Source organism: Paralcaligenes ginsengisoli (assembly GCF_054781135.1).
In genome coordinates this window covers 68,133-86,500 of record NZ_BAAGUZ010000029.1, presented here as the reverse complement: position 1 = coordinate 86,500, position 18,368 = coordinate 68,133, and the positions used below count along the sequence as shown (strand labels likewise).

15 protein-coding genes and 1 tRNA gene are annotated in these 18,368 nt (G+C 58.5%); 13 read left to right on the top strand and 3 right to left on the bottom strand.

All coding sequences use genetic code 11. The features are described from left to right. Nucleotides 1-23 precede the first annotated feature (23 nt). The 7 genes from ACYVIS_RS13870 (at nucleotide 24) to ACYVIS_RS13840 (ending at nucleotide 7,112) form a co-directional block, all read left to right on the top strand. Entirely contained in the window at nucleotides 24-1,208 is a 1,185-nt protein-coding gene (locus tag ACYVIS_RS13870) for an EmrA/EmrK family multidrug efflux transporter periplasmic adaptor subunit (protein ID WP_232743718.1), read from the top strand. Then, complete coding sequence (locus ACYVIS_RS13865; RefSeq protein WP_255696642.1) at nucleotides 1,205-2,797, top strand: DHA2 family efflux MFS transporter permease subunit; 1,593 nt, start codon at nucleotides 1,205-1,207, stop codon at nucleotides 2,795-2,797. The genes ACYVIS_RS13870 and ACYVIS_RS13865 overlap by 4 nt, the downstream gene beginning before the upstream one ends. Before the next feature lie 64 nt (nucleotides 2,798-2,861). After that, nucleotides 2,862-2,937, top strand: a tRNA-Asn gene (locus ACYVIS_RS13860). Between the two features lie 182 nt (nucleotides 2,938-3,119). Then, nucleotides 3,120-3,788, top strand: coding sequence for a response regulator transcription factor (locus tag ACYVIS_RS13855; protein WP_232743719.1), 669 nt, complete (start codon nucleotides 3,120-3,122; stop codon nucleotides 3,786-3,788). After that, nucleotides 3,764-5,119, top strand: a complete 1,356-nt coding sequence (locus ACYVIS_RS13850; RefSeq protein WP_460874216.1) for an ATP-binding protein — start codon at nucleotides 3,764-3,766, stop codon at nucleotides 5,117-5,119. The genes ACYVIS_RS13855 and ACYVIS_RS13850 overlap by 25 nt, the downstream gene beginning before the upstream one ends. A 91-nt stretch (nucleotides 5,120-5,210) precedes the next feature. Further along, entirely contained in the window at nucleotides 5,211-6,272 is a 1,062-nt protein-coding gene (locus ACYVIS_RS13845; RefSeq protein WP_232743721.1) for an AI-2E family transporter, read from the top strand. A gap of 3 nt (nucleotides 6,273-6,275) precedes the next feature. Further along, nucleotides 6,276-7,112, top strand: coding sequence for an amidohydrolase family protein (locus ACYVIS_RS13840; RefSeq protein WP_460874215.1), 837 nt, complete (start codon nucleotides 6,276-6,278; stop codon nucleotides 7,110-7,112). Between the two features lie 846 nt (nucleotides 7,113-7,958). Here the strand turns inward: ACYVIS_RS13840 and ACYVIS_RS13835 are convergent. Genes ACYVIS_RS13835 through ACYVIS_RS13825 form a run of 3 tightly spaced genes read right to left on the bottom strand, consistent with a single transcriptional unit; the run spans nucleotide 7,959 to nucleotide 10,309 of the window. Continuing rightward, nucleotides 7,959-8,333, bottom strand: coding sequence for an MAPEG family protein (locus ACYVIS_RS13835; RefSeq protein ID WP_232743723.1), 375 nt, complete (start codon nucleotides 8,331-8,333; stop codon nucleotides 7,959-7,961). Between the two features lie 49 nt (nucleotides 8,334-8,382). Next, nucleotides 8,383-8,856: a DUF2141 domain-containing protein gene (locus ACYVIS_RS13830; protein ID WP_460874214.1), complete on the bottom strand. Its 474-nt coding sequence runs from the start codon at nucleotides 8,854-8,856 to the stop codon at nucleotides 8,383-8,385. A gap of 16 nt (nucleotides 8,857-8,872) precedes the next feature. After that, nucleotides 8,873-10,309 (bottom strand): carotenoid oxygenase family protein, encoded by a 1,437-nt coding sequence (locus ACYVIS_RS13825; protein WP_232743725.1) that lies wholly within the window; start codon nucleotides 10,307-10,309, stop codon nucleotides 8,873-8,875. 220 nt (nucleotides 10,310-10,529) lie between these two features. Here ACYVIS_RS13825 and ACYVIS_RS13820 point away from each other — a divergent pair, with 220 nt between their 5' ends. The 6 genes from ACYVIS_RS13820 (at nucleotide 10,530) to ACYVIS_RS13795 (ending at nucleotide 18,364) form a co-directional block, all read left to right on the top strand. After that, nucleotides 10,530-11,624: an ABC transporter substrate-binding protein gene (locus tag ACYVIS_RS13820; protein ID WP_232743726.1), complete on the top strand. Its 1,095-nt coding sequence runs from the start codon at nucleotides 10,530-10,532 to the stop codon at nucleotides 11,622-11,624. A 111-nt stretch (nucleotides 11,625-11,735) separates the two neighbouring features. Next, complete coding sequence (locus ACYVIS_RS13815; RefSeq protein ID WP_460874227.1) at nucleotides 11,736-13,505, top strand: ABC transporter permease; 1,770 nt, start codon at nucleotides 11,736-11,738, stop codon at nucleotides 13,503-13,505. Next, nucleotides 13,498-14,583 carry an ABC transporter ATP-binding protein gene (locus ACYVIS_RS13810; protein WP_232743727.1) on the top strand — a complete coding sequence of 362 codons (1,086 nt, stop codon included), beginning with the start codon at nucleotides 13,498-13,500 and terminating at the stop codon, nucleotides 14,581-14,583. The genes ACYVIS_RS13815 and ACYVIS_RS13810 overlap by 8 nt, the downstream gene beginning before the upstream one ends. A 210-nt stretch (nucleotides 14,584-14,793) precedes the next feature. Beyond that, nucleotides 14,794-16,338, top strand: coding sequence for an ABC transporter substrate-binding protein (locus ACYVIS_RS13805; protein ID WP_232743728.1), 1,545 nt, complete (start codon nucleotides 14,794-14,796; stop codon nucleotides 16,336-16,338). A 200-nt stretch (nucleotides 16,339-16,538) separates the two neighbouring features. Beyond that, the gene (locus tag ACYVIS_RS13800; RefSeq protein WP_232743729.1) at nucleotides 16,539-17,456 is read left to right on the top strand and encodes an ABC transporter permease; all 918 of its coding nucleotides are present in this window, start codon (nucleotides 16,539-16,541) and stop codon (nucleotides 17,454-17,456) included. A gap of 2 nt (nucleotides 17,457-17,458) precedes the next feature. Beyond that, complete coding sequence (locus ACYVIS_RS13795; protein WP_460874213.1) at nucleotides 17,459-18,364, top strand: ABC transporter permease; 906 nt, start codon at nucleotides 17,459-17,461, stop codon at nucleotides 18,362-18,364. Nucleotides 18,365-18,368 lie beyond the last annotated feature (4 nt).

Here is an 18,368-nt window from a genome sequence, read left to right as displayed (position 1 = left end):
ACTCACTGAAACACGAGACAGTTATGACTACCGAAACCAAATCGGCCTCCAAGCGCAAACCCCTGCTTCTTACCGCAGCACTGATTTTTATTGTCCTGGGCATCTGCTACGCCGTCTGGTGGTTCGTGGTGGCCTCGCACTACGAATCCACCGATGACGCCTATGTGCACGGCAACCTGGTGCAGGTCACTTCACAAATAGCGGGAACAGTCGTGGCGATCGATGCCGACGACACCCAGCACGTCAAAAAAGGCACGGCGCTGATCAAACTCGACCCCACCGATGCCGGAGTCGCCCTCAAGCAGGCTGAAGCGGCATTGGCCCAGGCCGTACGCCACACGCACACGCTTTTTGTGCAAAACGATGCGCTCAAGGCCGATATTGCCGTGCGGCAGGCCGACATCGAGCGTGCCCGGGTCGATCTGAACAAGGCGCAAAGCGATTTGAAGCGGCGCCAGACACTGGCCAAATCGGGCGGCATAAGCGGCGAAGAAATCCTTCATGCCGAAACCGCCGTCAAGGCGGCGCAGTCAGGGCTGGCACAGGTCCAGGCAGCACTGGCCGCATCCAAGGCCAAGCTTGAAACCAACCAGGCCCTGACGAACAACACAACGATTGCAGCCCACCCCGACGTGCAGCAAGCCGCCGATCAGTTGCGCAAAGCCTGGCTCGCCAGCGCCCGTACCGTTTTGCCCGCTCCGGTCGACGGCATGGTCGCACAGCGCTCCGTCCAGGTCGGACAGCGCGTCGGCCCAGGCACTCCCTTGATGACTCTTGTGCCGCTGCAGCAGGTCTGGGTCGAAGCCAACTTCAAGGAAGGCCAGGTCGCCCACATGAAGCCTGGCCAGGACGTGAAACTGACCGCCGATCTCTATGGCAGCGACGTCAGCTATAACGGCAAGATACAGGGCATTGCCGCCGGCACCGGCAGCGCTTTCGCCCTGCTTCCCGCGCAAAATGCCAGCGGCAACTGGATCAAGGTCGTGCAGCGCGTCCCCGTGCGCATCGCCCTCGACCCCAAGCAGCTGGCCGATCACCCCTTGCGCGTAGGCTTGTCGATGGTGGCTGAAGTCCATCTCGTCGACCCTGGCAAACAAGCCGTGGACAAAAACATCAACTCCAAACTTGAAACCAGTGTCTTCGAAGACAACAAGAATGGTGCTGATGCACTCATCGATAAAATCATCAAAGAAAATCTTGGATCATGAGCTCCGAAGAGCCTAAAGCCCCGAAACCGGCCGGCAAACCCAAGCCCGTCGTGCACCTGCCGCTCGAAGGCAAGGCACGCCTGTTCGGTACCATTGCCGTGTCCGCCGCCGTCTTCATGAATGTACTCGACTCGTCGATTGCAAACGTGTCCATTCCAACGATCGCCGGCGACCTCGGCGTGAGCGCCACGCAGGGCACCTGGGTCATCACCTCGTTTGCGGTGGCCAACGCCATTACCGTTCCGCTGACGGGCTGGCTGACTCAGCGCTTCGGCCAGGTGCGCCTGTTCGTCCTGTCGACCCTGCTGTTCGTGCTGGCTTCATGGCTCTGCGGATTGTCGTGGTCACTGGAATCGCTGGTGATTTTCCGTGTGATACAGGGGGCCGTTGCAGGCCCCATGATCCCTTTGTCGCAAGCGCTCATGCTGGGCAGCTATCCCAAAGAAAAGGCGGGCATGGCACTGGCCATGTGGTCGATCACGGTGCTGGTCGGGCCTGTTGCAGGGCCTTTGCTGGGAGGCATGATCTCCGACAATTACAATTGGTCGTGGATCTTCTACATCAACGTGCCCGTGGGATTGATCGCCGGATGGGCCTCCTGGCAGATCTATAAAACCCGCGACTCGGCGCGCATCAAGCTGCCCATCGATGGCACCGGCCTGGCACTGCTTGTCCTGTGGGTGGGTGCGCTGCAGTTGATGCTGGACAAAGGCAAGGAACTGGACTGGTTCGCCAGCTCGGCCATTACGACCATGGCGGTCGTCGCCATCGTGTCATTTGTGTTTTTCGTGATCTGGGAGCTGACTGCCAAGCATCCGGTGATAGATCTTACGCTGTTCAAAGGCCGCAATTTCACCTCCGGCACAGTGACCATCTCGGTGGCATACGGGGTATTTTTCGGCACAGTGGTACTGCTTCCCCTGTGGCTCCAGAGCACCCTGGGCTATTCCGCCACCGATGCCGGGATCGCCTCGGCTCCCGTCGGCATCCTGGCGATCATTTTCTCGCCCATTGTCGGCAAACTGCTGGGCAAGCACGATCCGCGCTACATCGTCACCGTGTCGTTCCTGATCTTCGCCCTGGTCAGCTACATGCGGGCCGACTTCAATACCGAAGTTGATCTGGGCACGGTCATGATACCCACCTTCATCCAGGGTGCGGCCATGGCGATGTTCTTCATTCCCCTGACAACAATCACCCTGTCGGGGCTGGAGCCGCATCGCATTCCCGCCGCAGCCGGCCTGTCCAATTTCGTGCGCCTGGTCTTCGGAGCATTCGGCACCTCGATTACCACCACACTCTGGGAAAATCGCGCTGCCCTGCATCACGCCCAACTGACCGAAATTGCCAGGCCGGGCAAGCCGGCCTTCGATATGGCCATGGCAGGCCTGCACGACAAAGGATTGAATCAGGCGCAGTCGGCATCGCTGATCAACAATCTCATCAACCAGCAGGCGTTTACCATTTCCGCCACCGATATTTTCTACGCCTCGGCAATTATCTTTTTGGCGCTGATCATCCTGGTCTGGTTTGCGCGCCCCAGAAAGATGAACTCCGGCGCGGGAGATGTTGCGGCCGCCGCGCATTGATGATCGAAGGCCGCGTCAGTTTGCAAGCACCTAAAATTCTATGCTATAGTTTCGCTTCTTTAATTCCCCGATAGCTCAGTCGGTAGAGCGACGGACTGTTAATCCGCAGGTCCCTGGTTCGAGCCCAGGTCGGGGAGCCAACAAAATCAAGCCTTTCGAGAAATCGAAAGGCTTTTTTGTTTGGCGCGCATGCATACTTTCCAATGGGCATCCACAAGGGCTGCCCCGGACGCCGCCCGGCGGAGCTAAGGCAGGCCTAAGCCTCTTGCGCCAAACTCTGGATTAATATTCCAATACATAAGTGGCGCCACAGGGAGGGTGAATGCGGATACTGCTGGTTGAAGACGATCCGATGATAGGGCAAGCCATACAAGACGCTCTGAAAGACGCTTCCTATGCCACCGACTGGGTGAAGAACGGGCAAACTGCCCTCGATACGCTTGCCTGCCAGCACTACGACCTCGTGCTGCTTGACCTCGGCTTGCCCGGCAAAGACGGCCTGGACGTATTGACTTCCATTCGCGCCAAAGACAATCCTGTGCCCCTGCTCATTGTTACAGCGCGCGACGATCTGGGCGACCGGATTCGTGGGCTGGACAGCGGCGCGGACGACTACATACTGAAACCTTTCGAGATGGCCGAGCTGCTTGCGCGCATGCGGGCCGTACTGCGCCGCAAGGGAGGCACGGCAGGCCCTGTCCTGAGCAATGGAATCGTGTCGCTCGATCCGGCCACACGTGAGGCTCATACGCATGGCCGGATCGAGGCAACACAGCTCTCCAGCAGGGAATTCGCCTTGCTGCAAGCCCTGATGGTGCGGCCTGGGGCTATTCTTTCCCGCAGCAACCTGGAAGAGCGAATATACGGTTGGGGAGACGAGGTGGAAAGCAATGCGGTCGAATTCCTGATCCACACACTGCGCAAAAAGCTGGGAAGCGAAGTCATCAAGAATGTCAGGGGGGTGGGATGGATGGTTTCAAAGGGCGACTGAAGCGCTCGATCCAGCTTCGACTCTCCTTCTGGCTGCTGCTGGCGATTCTGGCGGTAGCCTTGATCGCCGGCGTGTTTTCTTTTGCGGCGGCATTCAATGAAGCCCAGGAACTCCAGGACGACACACTGCGCCAGATTGCGGCGCTGTTCGATCGCCGGCATTTGCCCGACGCCCACTTGGGAGACAGGGGCAGACTTCCCGGCAGCAACGAAGAGTCGCGAGTCATCGTGCAGTATCTGTCGGGAAACGCCGCAAACGGGAACAGCGCCGATGCGAACCCTTCTCCGGCATTGCCCGCCTCCCTGATCGATGGCCTCCAGACCGTCAAGATAAAAGGCGAGCCGCACCGGGTCCTGGTCAAAACCCTGGCTACCGGGGAGCGTATCGCCGTGGCCCAGGAAACCGGCATCCGCGACGAAATCGCCCGGGACAGTGCATTGCGCACACTGATGCCCCTTCTGATTCTGATGCCCCTCCTGCTCTTGGTGGTTGCCGCCCTCGTACGCTCGATGTTCCGGCCTATCGCGGCATTATCCGTCGAAATAGAACAACGCAGCGAGCAGGAGCTGCACCCCCTCGCGCCAGACAAGCTGCCTACGGAAATTCGGCCTTTCGTCGTTGCCATCAATCAATTGCTGCATCGTGTTTCGCAGTCCATGGAGGCCCAGCGCCGCTTCGTGGCCGACGCGGCCCACGAGCTGCGCTCGCCGCTGACCGCACTGTCTCTACAGGCGGAGCGGCTCGCCGACGCCGAGATGCCGGACGCCGCCCGGGAGCGAGTCGCTACCCTGCGCCGGGGCATTGAACGAGGAAGGAACCTGCTCGATCAATTGCTGACCCTGGCCCGAGTGCAATCCGAGCCGGTAAAGCCTGTCGCGGCGGTTCCTGTGGAACGCATTTACCGGCGCGTACTGGAAGACTTGATGCCTCTGGCGACAGCCAAGAACATCGATATCGGCGTTGAAGGTGCAGCCGAGGCGGAAATCCTGGCCAACGAAATCGACCTGATCACCATAGTCAGAAATCTGGTGGATAACGCCATTCGCTATACGCCCGACGGCGGACGGATCGATCTGTCCGAGTACGTCAGCGAAGGCAAGGTGGTCTTGCAAGTCCGCGACTCGGGGCCGGGCATTTCTCCCGAAGAACGCAGCCGGATTTTCGACCCTTTTTATCGCATAGCGGGCAATGGAGCCATAGGATCGGGGTTAGGCTTGTCGATTGTCCAGACGATTGCCGGTCGAATCGGAGCGCAAGTGCATATCGGCTACTCAGACGAAGCGGCACAAACAGGCACATGTGTAACGGTAACTATCCAGAGTTTCGCTTAGAATTGCCTAACTGTGGCGCTATCCGGGGTATGGCGCGGTGTGCTGCGCCAGCAACCGCTTTCGCCCTCCACCCCTATTCATTGGATTCTGGATGGAAAACTCCAACCTCTACTTCCGCTCATTCCTGATACTGCTGCTTGCCGTGACCGTGGCATTCGTCTGGGTCTTGCTGCCTTATTACGGCGCCATTTTCTGGGGCGTAATCCTGGCCATCGTCTTCACGCCGCTGCACCGGCGGCTGCTTGCCAGAATGCACAAGCGCCCCAGCCTCGCCGCCCTGACGACCGTGCTTATCATTATCCTGATCGTGATTATTCCAATGATCCTCATTACCGGGGTCCTGCTCAAGGAAGGGGCGATCATCTACAAACAGATCAGTTCCGGAGACCTGAATCTGGGCAATTACTTCGAACAGATCGTCAATGTCCTGCCCGCATCGGTGCACGATACCCTAACCCGCCTCGGCATCAGCGACATCTTCAGCCTGCAGGAAAAACTCTCCGCCGCAGCCTTGCAAGGCAGCAAATTCCTGGCCACACAGGCAGTCAGCGTAGGGCAACACACATTCGAGTTCCTGATCGGCATGGGCGTCATGCTGTACCTGCTGTTCTTCCTGCTGCGCGACGGCGCTCAACTGGCCCGGCAAAGCAAACTGCTGATCCCCCTTAGCGACGATCACCAGCGGCATCTATACCGCAAGTTCGCCACTGTCGTGCGCGCCACCGTCAAGGGCAATATTGTCGTGGCCGCCACGCAAGGTGCGCTGGGCGGCCTTATTTTCTGGTTCCTGGGCATTCAAGGCGCCCTGTTGTGGGGGGTGCTGATGGCTTTCCTCTCGCTGCTGCCCGCGATCGGGGCCGCCCTGGTCTGGGCGCCCGTGGCGATTTACTTTCTGGTTACCGGGGCCATCTGGCAAGGTGTGGTCCTGACGCTTTTCTGCGTGCTGGTCATAGGCCTGGTCGATAATATTCTGCGCCCTCAACTGGTAGGCAAAGACACCAAGATGCCCGACTATGTCATCCTGATCTCAACGCTGGGCGGCATCACTGTATTCGGACTGAATGGCTTTGTGATCGGGCCATTATGCGCAGCACTGTTCATCGCCTGCTGGGATCTCTTTCCCGCGGCCATCGCATTGAACAGGGAAGAATAAGGAATGGAAACGAAGCCTGCAAACTCGGCGCAAATGCCCGACCAGGCATGCGACGCGCATATTCATATCTACGACAAGCGTTTTCCGAAGCGGGCCACGGGCCTTGAGCCGCCACGATTTTTGGGCGTACCCGAATATAAATTACTGCAGCACAAGCTGGGCCTGAAAAGAGTCGTTGTGGTGGCACCCGGAATCTACGGAACAGACAACCGGGCGACTTTGCACGCCATCGCCGAACTTGGCGAAAAAGACGCTCGCGGCATCGCCGTAGTGCATCCGGATGTGGCCGATTCCGAGCTTGATACCCTGCACGCCGGTGGGATACGCGGCATACGATTCACACTATTCAATCCTGCCACCGCGGTAACTACATTCGATATGATCGAACCGCTTGCCCGCCGGGTGCAGCGCCTGGGCTGGCATCTCCAGCTGCATCTGCTTCCCGGCCAAATCGTTGAACACGGCGCCATGCTCAAGCGCCTTCCAGGGACTCTGGTTTTCGATCATATGCTGCGCCTGCATGGGGAAACTGGGTCCACGCACGAAGCATTGGATGTCGTCGCCGGGCTGGTCGCACGCGGCAACACCTGGATCAAGTTGTCCGGCGCTTATCTGAATTCCGGCAAAGACGGCTATTCGGACACTGTCGCCACTGCGCAGGCTCTTATCCGCTTGTCGCCCCAGCGCATGGTGTGGGGTTCGGACTGGCCGCATCCGACCGAAAAAGGGAATGGGCCCGACGATATCGCATTGCTCAATCTTCTGACGCAATGGGCTCCCGATGAGACTGTACGAAATCGAATCCTGGTCGAAAATCCAGCGGAACTCTACGGGTTCTGAATGCAATGCTCGGCACCAATACTACGCTGAATTAGAGCTTTCTTGGTTCACGTGTTTATGGCACTGGGTGCGTTTCAGTGACTTTCGTGTTGAGCTGTTTTTAGGCTTGATCTGTGGCTTTTGGACTGTGCGTTGTTGTGTTGGCGGCGGTTAATTCTATAAAGACGCCGCAGGGTGGGCGGTGCTGTGCAGTCCGGCACGTCCAGCGGTCGAGGCGCTTGCGCGCCCCGACTGCCCGGGTCTGCCTCGTCCAGGCGGGCGTCGGGCCAACTCGCAGTGCCTCGCCCGCGAGGCACTGCTCAGACAGGGCCCGCCGAAAGCCCCCGCCTTCCCTTCGTCAGCACCCGGCGCTGGACTACCGCCGGACTACACAGCACCGCCCACCCTGCGGCTCGCGTTGAGGAAATGCATAGAGGGATACGTTGGAGCGGCGGGCGCTTAGTACATCGAGTCGTCAATCGAGGTATACGCGGCCACTTGATGGAGATGGGCACGTTCACTATCCTTTAGGTGCAACCCCATGAACTATGGATGCGAGCGGGTTCATTCCACGCATGCCATGACGCGAGCCGTCTATCGGGGCTTGGGGCCAGGACCGGCGTAAGGCGTGCGCCGGATTTAGCGCGGCAAGGCGGGGGAAGTCGTCGGGCGCTGTCTGAGTATCGACCCGCGCCGCGGGGCGATGCGAGTTCGCCCGACGCCCGCCTTGCCGCGCTAAATCCGGATCAAGCACGCCGTGCCGGACCTGGCCCCAAGCCCCGATAGACGGCGTCTTTAAATACCAAACCGCAAATACCAAAGCTATCCAAACATCGAATCCCGTAAACAACCCGAACAAAAAATGCTCTAAACAGCGGAAAACAGAATGACAATATTCACAGCGATGCCAACGCCCCAGACCAGGGACCGCAAGGCGCCATAGCCACCGATATATAAACCCAGATACACGAGCCGCACAATCACCCAGGCCAGCATCAGTTTGCCCAGATAGACCGGATCGACATTGGCATGCAGGGCGAATAACACCGCCGCATAAAAGAACGGCAGCCCTTCGAACAGGTTGATCTGCGCGGCATTGGCCCGCGCTCGCCATCCTTGCTGCCTTTCCAGCCACGGGCGCGGATTGTTGTTGTCATAGCCCTTCCCCCCTCCCTTGGATATCATCGCGGCGACCACCGGCAACAATGCCGCCGCCAACATCAACCACGCAATCATTTTCATACTGTGTCCTATGTGCTTGCTCTGTAAAATAGCGAAAAGTATTCACGACTCAATACTGCAACTGAATTCCGACACTCGCCCCTTCGGCTGGAACCGTAAAACGGGCCTCATCGAAATTGGCCGCACGCATCTTTGGTCTGGGGTTGTTTGAAAAGCCGTAGCCTTTTTTCGGCACGCCAAAAAAATTGGTTTCAAGTTTGCCGCTATTGTTGTCATCGTGGAAGGCGGCAATGGCGTACGTGCCCGGGGCAATGTCCGAAAAAACAGTTTTGGCCGAATGCGACGCGCCATCTATAGGCAGCATCACGCGCCGTATCGCCTTGGAATCGTCTTTCGGAAAACCCTCGGCACTTGCAAATACGGCAACCGCCACCTTCCCTTGCGCATTATGCAGGCCTGAAACTTCGACTGTCAGCTTAGCCGCCAGGACAATGGATGGCCAGCAAAGCGCAAACAGCAGAATCGGCAAACGCGCACGAGATGCCGTGCGACCGAACGACAAAAATACTGAATTCCTGCGCATGAGATTCTCCTTGGATTCAAACTGGGCGCCGATGCCACCAGCCATGAAAACTGAGCGGGGTGGAATGATTCAGCAACACCCTGGCCACCGGCCCGTCGGCGAGGCGTTCGGCACGAAAAATACCTAAAAAGGAATGCCCGGATTTACCGTCCAGGCCCAAGGAAAGCAGCCAGCCCGGTTCGTCGGCCGCCACGCCATCGGGCACGAATATCGGTTCGCCCAGATGATAATCGCCGCCCAGGTGGACGGCATCGCGCTTGCCGGTGTCCAGGTCCAGCCTGGCCAGGCCGTTATGGAAAGCCGTGCTGTGCGATGCCGTGGAGAAATATCCGTAGCGGCTGCGGTAACAGGCTAGCCGAGGATTGACAATGGGAAACTCATGGTTTTCCTGGCTCAGCACGTCTTCGGTAATCTGTTTTTGCTCGAGATTGATCAAATAGCGCCGTACCGTGCCGGAATAATTCTGCTCGCCCTGCCTTTTTTGCATGATCGCCTTGAACGCGGCATTGGAGCCGAGAAAATGATCGGGCTCGTCGTAGCCTACAAAATCGGCGATGATGGAATCCTTCATTTCAAAGGCATTCACACTGTGCCACATGAAACATGCCGAGGTTTCCAGTACGATTGGGGCCTTGATACCCTCGCGGTCTATCACCAGGAGCAAATTCCCGAGTTCGGGCTTCCACTGCAGACTGTCCGTAAAGCTGGCCCAGCCGCTCAAGAACTTTGCAAGAGAAAGCTTGACCGGATGCAGCAGCACCAGCGCATAGTGTTCCGTGGCAAACCAGTCGTGAATATAAAAGGATCGCGGCGCCGCAATACGCTGATGGCGCAGCAAAGCACCATCCACGGAATGCTCGGCAAGGTGCAGATGCATGCGCGGCCCGTTTTCAATACCCAGCAACAGCCAGGCACCGGTTTTGGGATCGGTTTTGGTATGGGCCTTGTAGTCGATATGCGTACCGGGCGGGCCAAGCTGCTGTTCGCCCAGCGTATCCAGCGTTTGCAGATCCAGGCCATAAGGCAGCCCGACCTCGTCAAAGGCATACAGGCAGCCATGCTTGACCACTGCCGTGACTCCGGCCTGCGACTTGATGCGATTGCCCATGTTTTTCAGGACACCGCCCGGCGCCCTCGTCGTCCAGGTAGGCAGGCTCAGGTGTCCGGCCTGTTCCTCGGCAAGATATTTCTCGGTGCGCACGAAACGATTGCGGTACCTTACCCTGCCGTCTTGAAAGTCGAAAGCCTGGATCATTCCATCGCCGTCCAGCAAATGCTGCTTGCGCACGCCGCCCAGATCGAAACGGCCGGGGCCATTGCGGTAAAGAGTACCTTGCAAGGCCGCCGGCAACTGCCCTTCGACTTGCGCGTAGTAATCGTGCTCCACCGTCATGGAGCTTGCCAGCCCGGACAGCCACGCCGGGCTGGTATCGGTGTTTTCACTGTGCGTCATGAGGTTTCTCCCCGTCATCAAACAGCTACGAAAACGCCTCATATTAAGCCGGATTCCCGCCAAATGCGGATCCAAACGTGTCAACGAATCGAGCACCGTTCGAGAGCGCTTCGGCTGCCGGGCGCAAACATGGCAGTAGCCATAAATCGCCGGCTCCTCTATCATAGCCACGGGAACGGGAATTCACTATCCCTTTATAAAAATCTACAGGAGAAGACTTATGCTACGACCATCACGTCTGGCGGCCGCGTGCGCTGCCGCCTTTGCCGTTGTAACCGGAACCGCCCTGGCCCAGGTGCCGGCAGGCTATCCGGCCGATTATCAGAAGCTCATCGATGGCGCCAACAAGGAAGGCAAGGTAGTCGTGTATTCCACCACCGACACCAAAGCGGCCAACCCCGTCGTGAAAGACTTTGAAAAGCTCTATCCAGGCGTCAAAGTCGAATACAACGACATGAACAGCACCGAAATCTACAACCGCTACATCAGCGAACAGGCAGCGGGCGGCGCCAGCGGCGACATCGTCTGGAGCTCGTCCATGGATTCCGCCCTGAAACTGGCTGTCGACTACGCCCTGGCGTACAAATCCCAGGAAATAGCCAAGGTGCCCTCCTGGTCGGTCTGGAAAGACAAGGCCTACGGCACCACCTATGAACCTGCGGTATTCATCTACAACAAGCGCCTGATCAAAAAAGAAGAAGTTCCCACCACGCACGCCGCGCTGGCCAAACTGGTCAGCAGCCAGGTCGACCGCTTCAAGAACAAAGTCACCACCTACGACATCGAGAAATCCGCGGTGGGATTCATGTTCGCCGTACAAGACAACCTCGATAATCCGAAATACTTCGATTTCGTCCGCGACGTGGGCAAAGCGGGCCTGGTGGTACAGTCGTCCACCGGCACCATGATGGAACGGGTCTCTTCGGGTGAAAACCTGATCGGCTACAACATCCTTGGTTCCTATGCCGAAACACGCGCCAAAAAAGATCCGTCGATCGGCGTAGCCTATCCTACCGACTACACCTTGGTACTGTCGCGCGTTGCCTTTATCAGCAAGAAGGCCAAGCACAAGAACGCCGCCAAGCTATGGCTCGACTACCTGCTGTCCAAGCGCGGCCAGGATGTATTGGCCAACAAGGCAGACCTGGCGTCGGTGCGCGATGACATCGATGGCGACAACGATGTCGACGGCATGACCAAGAAACTGGGCAAATCCCTCAAGCCCATTCCGGTCAACGAATCCCTGCTCGACTATTTGCAACAAGACAAGCGCCTTGCGTTCATCAAGCAATGGCGCACCGCCGCGGGCAAGTAAGCTAACCGGGGGCGGCCCTTGTGGCCGCCCTTTGTGCCTCGAACAAAAGGTGGCATGTGCAGGGGCGCCCACATGGGTACCCCTGCGGGATCGAAAAACACGGGGGCTCCCATGCATTCCTTGCGCACAAAATGGCAATCGCTGCCACGCGGCGTAGTCGTAGTTATTACCGCACTGGCAATTTATGTACCGCTGTCGCTGATTATTTATCAGAGCTTCCTGTCGGCGCCCTTTTTTATGCCGTCCAAGCATGTGGGGCTTGAGGCTTTTCGTTTCATTTTCGCCGATCCCGACTTTCTGAAGGCGCTTACAAGCGGCTTCATTCTGGCGTTCGGGCTTTTCATCATTGCCGTGCCGCTGGGAGGAATGCTGGCCTTCCTCATGATCCGCACCGATCTCCCGGGGCGCCGCTGGATCGAGCCGCTGATACTCGTGCCGGTATTCGTATCGCCCATGGTCCTGGGATTCGGCTACGTGGTGGCCGCCGGCCCTGTCGGCTTCTTCTCGCTGTGGGCAAAAGACCTCTTTGGCTTCGTCCCCTGGAACATCTATTCCCTTGGCACCATTGTCATCATTGCCGGGCTGACTCACGTCCCCTACGCCTACCTCTATATCTCTTCGGCACTGCGCAGCATGGGCTCCGACGTTGAAGAAGCCGCGCGGATTGCCGGCGCCAGGCCCCTGCAAGTCATGATGTCGGTCAGCCTGCCCATGGTGCGCCCCGCCATGCTGTACGCATCGGTGCTGCTGTTCTTCCTGGGCCTGGAAGTATTCGGCCTGATGCTGGTGCTGGGCGACCCCGAAGGCCATCTGGTGATGTCCACCTATCTGTACAAACTCACCAACAAGCTGGGCACCCCTTCCTACCACCTGATGGCGGCGGTTGCCGTAGTTCTTATTGCCTTCACGATTCCGCTGGTGATGCTGCAGCGCCGGCTCATGCGTTCCGCCAACCGCTACGTGACACTCAAGGGCAAGGCTTCGCGCGCGCGGCCCTTGCCCCTGGGGAGATGGCGCTGGCTGGCGGGCGCGGTCGTTGTTTTCTGGTTGCTGCTCGCCGTAGTGGTACCGCTGGCCGGCGTTTTCCTGCGCTCGTTCGTCTCCAACTGGGGAATGGGCGTCTCGCTATTCGACGTACTGTCGGTAGAGGCATTTCGCACCATACTCTCGCAACCCACCCTGATGCGCGCCATTGTCAACTCGATTGCCATAGGCGTGGTGGGCGGTGCCCTGGCTGTGGCCTGCTATACAGCCATCGGCCTGGCCATGCATCGCAAGCCCGATGGCATCACCCGTTTCATGGACTACAGCGTGCTGGTGCCGCGCGCCGTGCCCGGCCTGCTGGCCGGCCTGGCCTTCTTATGGGTCTTCCTGTTCGTGCCCATGCTGCTGGACAACTCGCTGGATGACGGCTGGCTCTCGGTACTGCCCATGGCCCAATGGCTGCGCGACAACGTCATCGAAAGCCTGCGCGGCCTGCGCTCCACCATCTTCAGCGTCTGGCTCGCCTATTCGGTGGTGTGGATGGCCTATGGCCTGCGGCTGATTTCATCCACTCTATTGCAAGTGGCGCCCGAACTCGAAGAAGCCGCCCGCAGCACGGGGGCAACACGCGCGCAAATCACGCGCCATGTCACCATTCCGCTGGCGCGCTACGGCCTGATCGGTTCGTGGCTGCTGATGTTCCTGATTTTCGAGCGCGAATACTCTACCGGCGTATACCTGCTGTCGCCCGGCACCGAAACCATAGGCTCCATGCTGGTTTCCCTATGGGCCTCGGGTGCCATCGACATCGTGGCCGCCTTGTCTTTTATCAATATTGTCCTGGTGGTGGCCGGCCTGGGCGTGGCCTTGCGATTCGGAGTAAAGCTTCATGATTGAACTCACGGTTGAAAACCTGCATCTCGACTACGGCACCAATCCGGTGCTCAAGGGTGTATCCATGGAATTGCGGCGCGGCGAAGTCGTTTCGCTGCTCGGCCCTTCGGGCAGCGGCAAAACAACATTGCTGCGAGCCGTCGCCGGCCTGGAAGCCGCCAAGCAAGGACGCATCACCATCAATGAACGCGTCATGTTCGATAGCGTCGCAGGCACAGAGGTCGCCGCCGAATTCCGTGATCTCGGACTGGTATTCCAGTCCTACGCCCTATGGCCTCATAAAACCGTATTTGAAAACGTGGCTTACCCGCTGAAGCTGCGCAAGGTTGCAGGCGCCGAATTACGCGAACGAGTGCAAACCGTGCTGGACCAACTGGGCCTGGGCCATTTAGGCCAGCGCCATCCGCACGAACTGTCGGGCGGCCAACAACAGCGGGTGGCAATCGGCCGGGCCCTGGTCTATAACCCCCCGGTACTGCTGCTCGACGAGCCGCTATCGAATCTGGATGCCAAACTGCGCGAAGAAGCCCGTGCCTTCCTGCGCGAACTCATCATGCGGCTGGGCCTCTCCGCCTTGATGGTTACTCACGACCAGAGCGAGGCAATGGCGATATCCGACCGCATATTGCTGCTGAACAACGGAAAAATCGAACAGCAAGGCACGCCCCAGGAAATGTACGGCGCCCCCACTACCTTGTTTTGTGCCGAATTCATGGGCAGCAACAACCGCTTGCAGGGCCGCGTCAGCCAGATACAAGATGGCCGAGCCCGCATCGAAGGCCCGGGCTGGTCCTTGTGGGGCAAGGCGGGGCAAGGCCTCGAAAGCGGCAACGATGCCGTGGCAGTAATCCGCGTCGAACAAGTGCAACTGTCCGAAAACGCTGTCGACAACAGCCTGGCAATGCCCTTGCTAACCAATATGTACCTCGGGGATCGATGGGAATATCTGTTCCGGGCAGCGAACGACAATCCGGCCCAGGCCCTGGCTCTGCGGGCCTACGGCGCGGCCAGCCGCACTCCTGGCGACTACCATCTGGTACTGCCTGAAGGTCAGGTTTGGGTGTTCCCTTCCAAAACCTGATCGCCATGCGGGACCATTGCGACGATCAAGCACCTGGAAGCAGGCGCTGGGGTTTGTACAACACACCCCTGCGCCTGTTTCTGTCATGGCGATTTAGGGTAAACCACAAGAGCAAACTAGTTGAGGTCTATAGTTAAATGGCCAGAAGTGGTCAGACCACATGTGAAAACCCAGACGCGGAATGCGCACATCTACCTTTTAGGGGACATTATGGATATTCTAAAAACTGGAAGCCTGTTAACACGCCTTGCCGCGTGTGCTCTGATGAGCGGCTTGATGGCCCTGAGCAGCCCGGCCCTGGCCAACAAAAAAGACGACACCGTGCGCTTTGCCTACGACCAGGCGCCGGAAAGCGTGGACCCCTATTTCAATAATGTGCGCATCGGCGTCATCATCGGCGCCAACGTCTGGGATACGCTGATCTATCGCGACCCGGAAACCAACGAATACAAGGGCCTGCTCGCGAAAAGCTGGAAGCAGGTCGATGACCACACCATCGATTTCGAACTGCGCCAGGGCATCAAGTTCCATAACGGTGAAGACTTCGACGCAGACTCCGTCGTGTATACGCTGAACTTCATTGCCGATCCCAACAACAAGGTAACCACCCAGCAGAACGTCAACTGGATTGCCAAGGCGGAAAAGCTCGGCAAATACAAGGTGCGCCTTACCACCAAAGGGGTCTTCCCGGCGGCCATCGAATACCTGGCGGGTCCGGTCGTCATACACCCTGCCAAATACTACAAGGAAGTCGGCCCCCAGGGCATGAACGCCAAGCCGGTCGGCACTGGGCCTTACATGGTGTCGCAATACACGCCGGGCAAATCCATTACGCTGGTGCGCAATCCGCATTATTTCGCCGATTCGCCCAAGGCCCATGCCAAGATAGGAAAAATTGAAATCCGTTTCATCCCGGACCGCCAGACCCAGATGGCCGAAGCCCTGTCCTCGGGCGTGGATTTCATCATGTATGTGCCTAAAGACCAGGCTGAGCAGGCCGCCCAGGTACCAACGCTGCAAGTCGTCAGCGGTGAAACCATGCGTATTTCGTTCCTGCAAATGAACATGCAGGATGGCGCCCCGGCAGCCAAGGAACTGAAAGACATCCGTGTACGCAAAGCGATCATTCACGCAATCGACCGCGAAACCATCGCCAAGAACATCGTCGGCGCCGGCTCGCGCGTACTCAACACCATGTGCTTCCCGTCGCAGTTCGGCTGCACCGACGAGGGTGCGCCGCGCTACACCTACGATCCGGCATTGTCCAAAAAGCTGCTGGCCGAGGCGGGCTTTCCCAACGGATTCAATATCAGCATCCTCGCCTACCGGGAGCGCAGCCAGGTTGAAGCCATCATCAACTACCTGCAAGCCGTGGGCATCAAGGCCAAGCTGAACTTCCTGCAGTACGCGGCCATGCGCGACATGAATCGCGCCAATAAGTCCGAACTCATCAATCAAACCTGGGGCTCCTTCTCGGTCAACGACGTGTCCGCTTCCACGCCCGTCTTCTATGGCGGTGGCAAAGACGACGTCACACAAGACAAACAGGTCAAGGAATGGCTCGACAAAGGGAATAATTCGGTCGATCCCCAGGTCCGCAAAGACGCCTATAAAAAGGCGCTGACCCGCATCGCCGATCAGGCCTACGGCGTTCCGCTGTGGTCTCTGCCGGTGTATTACGTGGCGAACAAGGACTTGTCGTTCAAGGCTTACCCCGATGAACTGGTTCGCTTCTGGGAAATGAGCTGGAAGTAAATGGCGCACGCCAGGGGCATCCACAAGGGTGCCCCGGCAATGGCATGGCGCTTCCCACCTGTCGGGCATCCACAAGGGCCGCCCCTGCAAACGAAGGAGTTGCGGATTAGTAAAGACCGTCTTGGAAATCAAGGAATCACGATGTAGGGGCGCCCCTTGTGGGCGCCCTGCTTCAAAAGGCAGTACGGAGAACTAGAAACATGTTTGCATACATCCTGAAACGGCTGGCACTGGCAATACTGGTGGGGCTGACCGTATCGATCATCGCCTTCCTGCTGTTGCGCCTGTCGGGCGACCCGGCCCTGGCAATTGCCGGTGAAGGTGCGCGGCAGGCCGATATCGACCTGATACGCCATACCTACGGCTTTGACCGGCCCTTGCCCATACAGTACCTGGATTGGCTGGGCAAAATACTGCACGGCGATTTCGGCAATTCGATCTATTTCAAGACGCCCGCCGGTCCGCTCATATTCGAGAAGCTGCAAACCACACTGATTCTCGGCGTCGCCGCCCTGGCCGTGGCCCTGTCCATTTCAATCCCGCTGGGAGTTCTCGCCGCCATTTACAAAAACAGCTGGATAGACCGGCTTTGCCTGGCCATCGCTGTGGTGGGCCAGGCCCTGCCCAATTTCTTCTTTGCATTGCTCCTGATCATGCTCTTCTCGATATCGCTGCGCATCCTGCCTGTATCGGGCAGCGGTACCTGGCAGCATTTCGTCATGCCCGCCGTCGCACTGGGCTATTACGTTGCACCGGCCTTCATGCGCCTGATCCGCGCCGGCATGATCGAAGTGCTCGAGGCCGACTACATCCGGACCGCCCGCGCCAAAGGGCTGTCGACAGGCAGCGTCATTTTCAAGCACGCGCTGCGCAACGCGGTCGTACCGGTCGTGGCGCTCACTGCCGTACAGCTGGGTTTCCTGCTGGGCGGCTCAGTCGTCGTCGAGACCATCTTCGCTCTGGATGGGCTAGGCTATCTGGCCTACCAGAGCATCACCTACAAGGACTTCCCGGTCATGCAACTGATCGTTCTCCTGCTATCGGTGATTTACGTGGTGCTGACTCTGGCGTCCGATATCGCCAACGCCTGGCTTGATCCACGCATCCGGGTAGCCTGACCATGAGCACAAGCACCTTGCCCGACATCCCTGTAAGCCTTGCCGCCGCCCAAACCTCCACCAAAGGTTTCTGGCGCCGGGCCTGGCGCAACAAGGCCTTTACAGTTGGCGGCGGCCTGCTGCTGCTGATTTTCCTGATCGCCGTTTTCGCTCCATGGCTGTCGCCGCACGACCCCTATTCACAGGATCTGATTCATCGAACCGTGCCTCCGGTCTGGTACGCCAAAGGAAGCTGGCTGCACCCCCTGGGCACCGACCCCCTCGGCCGCGACTATCTTTCCCGCCTGTTTTACGGCGCACGTATTTCACTGCTGATCGGCGCCAGCGTAGCGCTGATCTCCGGCCTTATCGGCACGACCATAGGCATGCTGGCCGGATACTTCGGCGGCAAGATGGATATGTTCGTCTCGTTCCTGGTTACTACCCGTCTGTCGATGCCGGTGATCCTGGTGGCGCTGGCCACCGTGGCCATAGTCGGCAGCTCCTTGTGGGTCGTCATCATCGTGCTCGGCCTGCTCAAATGGGACCGGTTTGCCGTGGTCATGCGCAGCGCCACTCAGCAAGTGTGCTCACTGGATTACGTGGCAGCCGCCAAGTCCGCCGGAGCCTCGACCACGCGCATCCTGCTCACAGAGGTTCTGCCCAACGTAATGCCCCACCTTATCGTTATCGCCACCCTGGAAGCCGCCAGCGCCATACTGCTTGAAGCCGCACTGTCCTTCCTGGGCCTGGGCGTACAGCCTCCCCTGCCGTCCTGGGGGCTGATGATCTCAGAAGCCAAATCCTATATGTTCTTTTCATTCTGGCTTATCGCCTTGCCGGGCAGCGCGCTGGCCCTGCTGATTTTTTCCATCAATCTGGCCGGCGACGGGCTGCACGATCTGCTCTCGCCCGAAGGGAGAGCCTGACGAT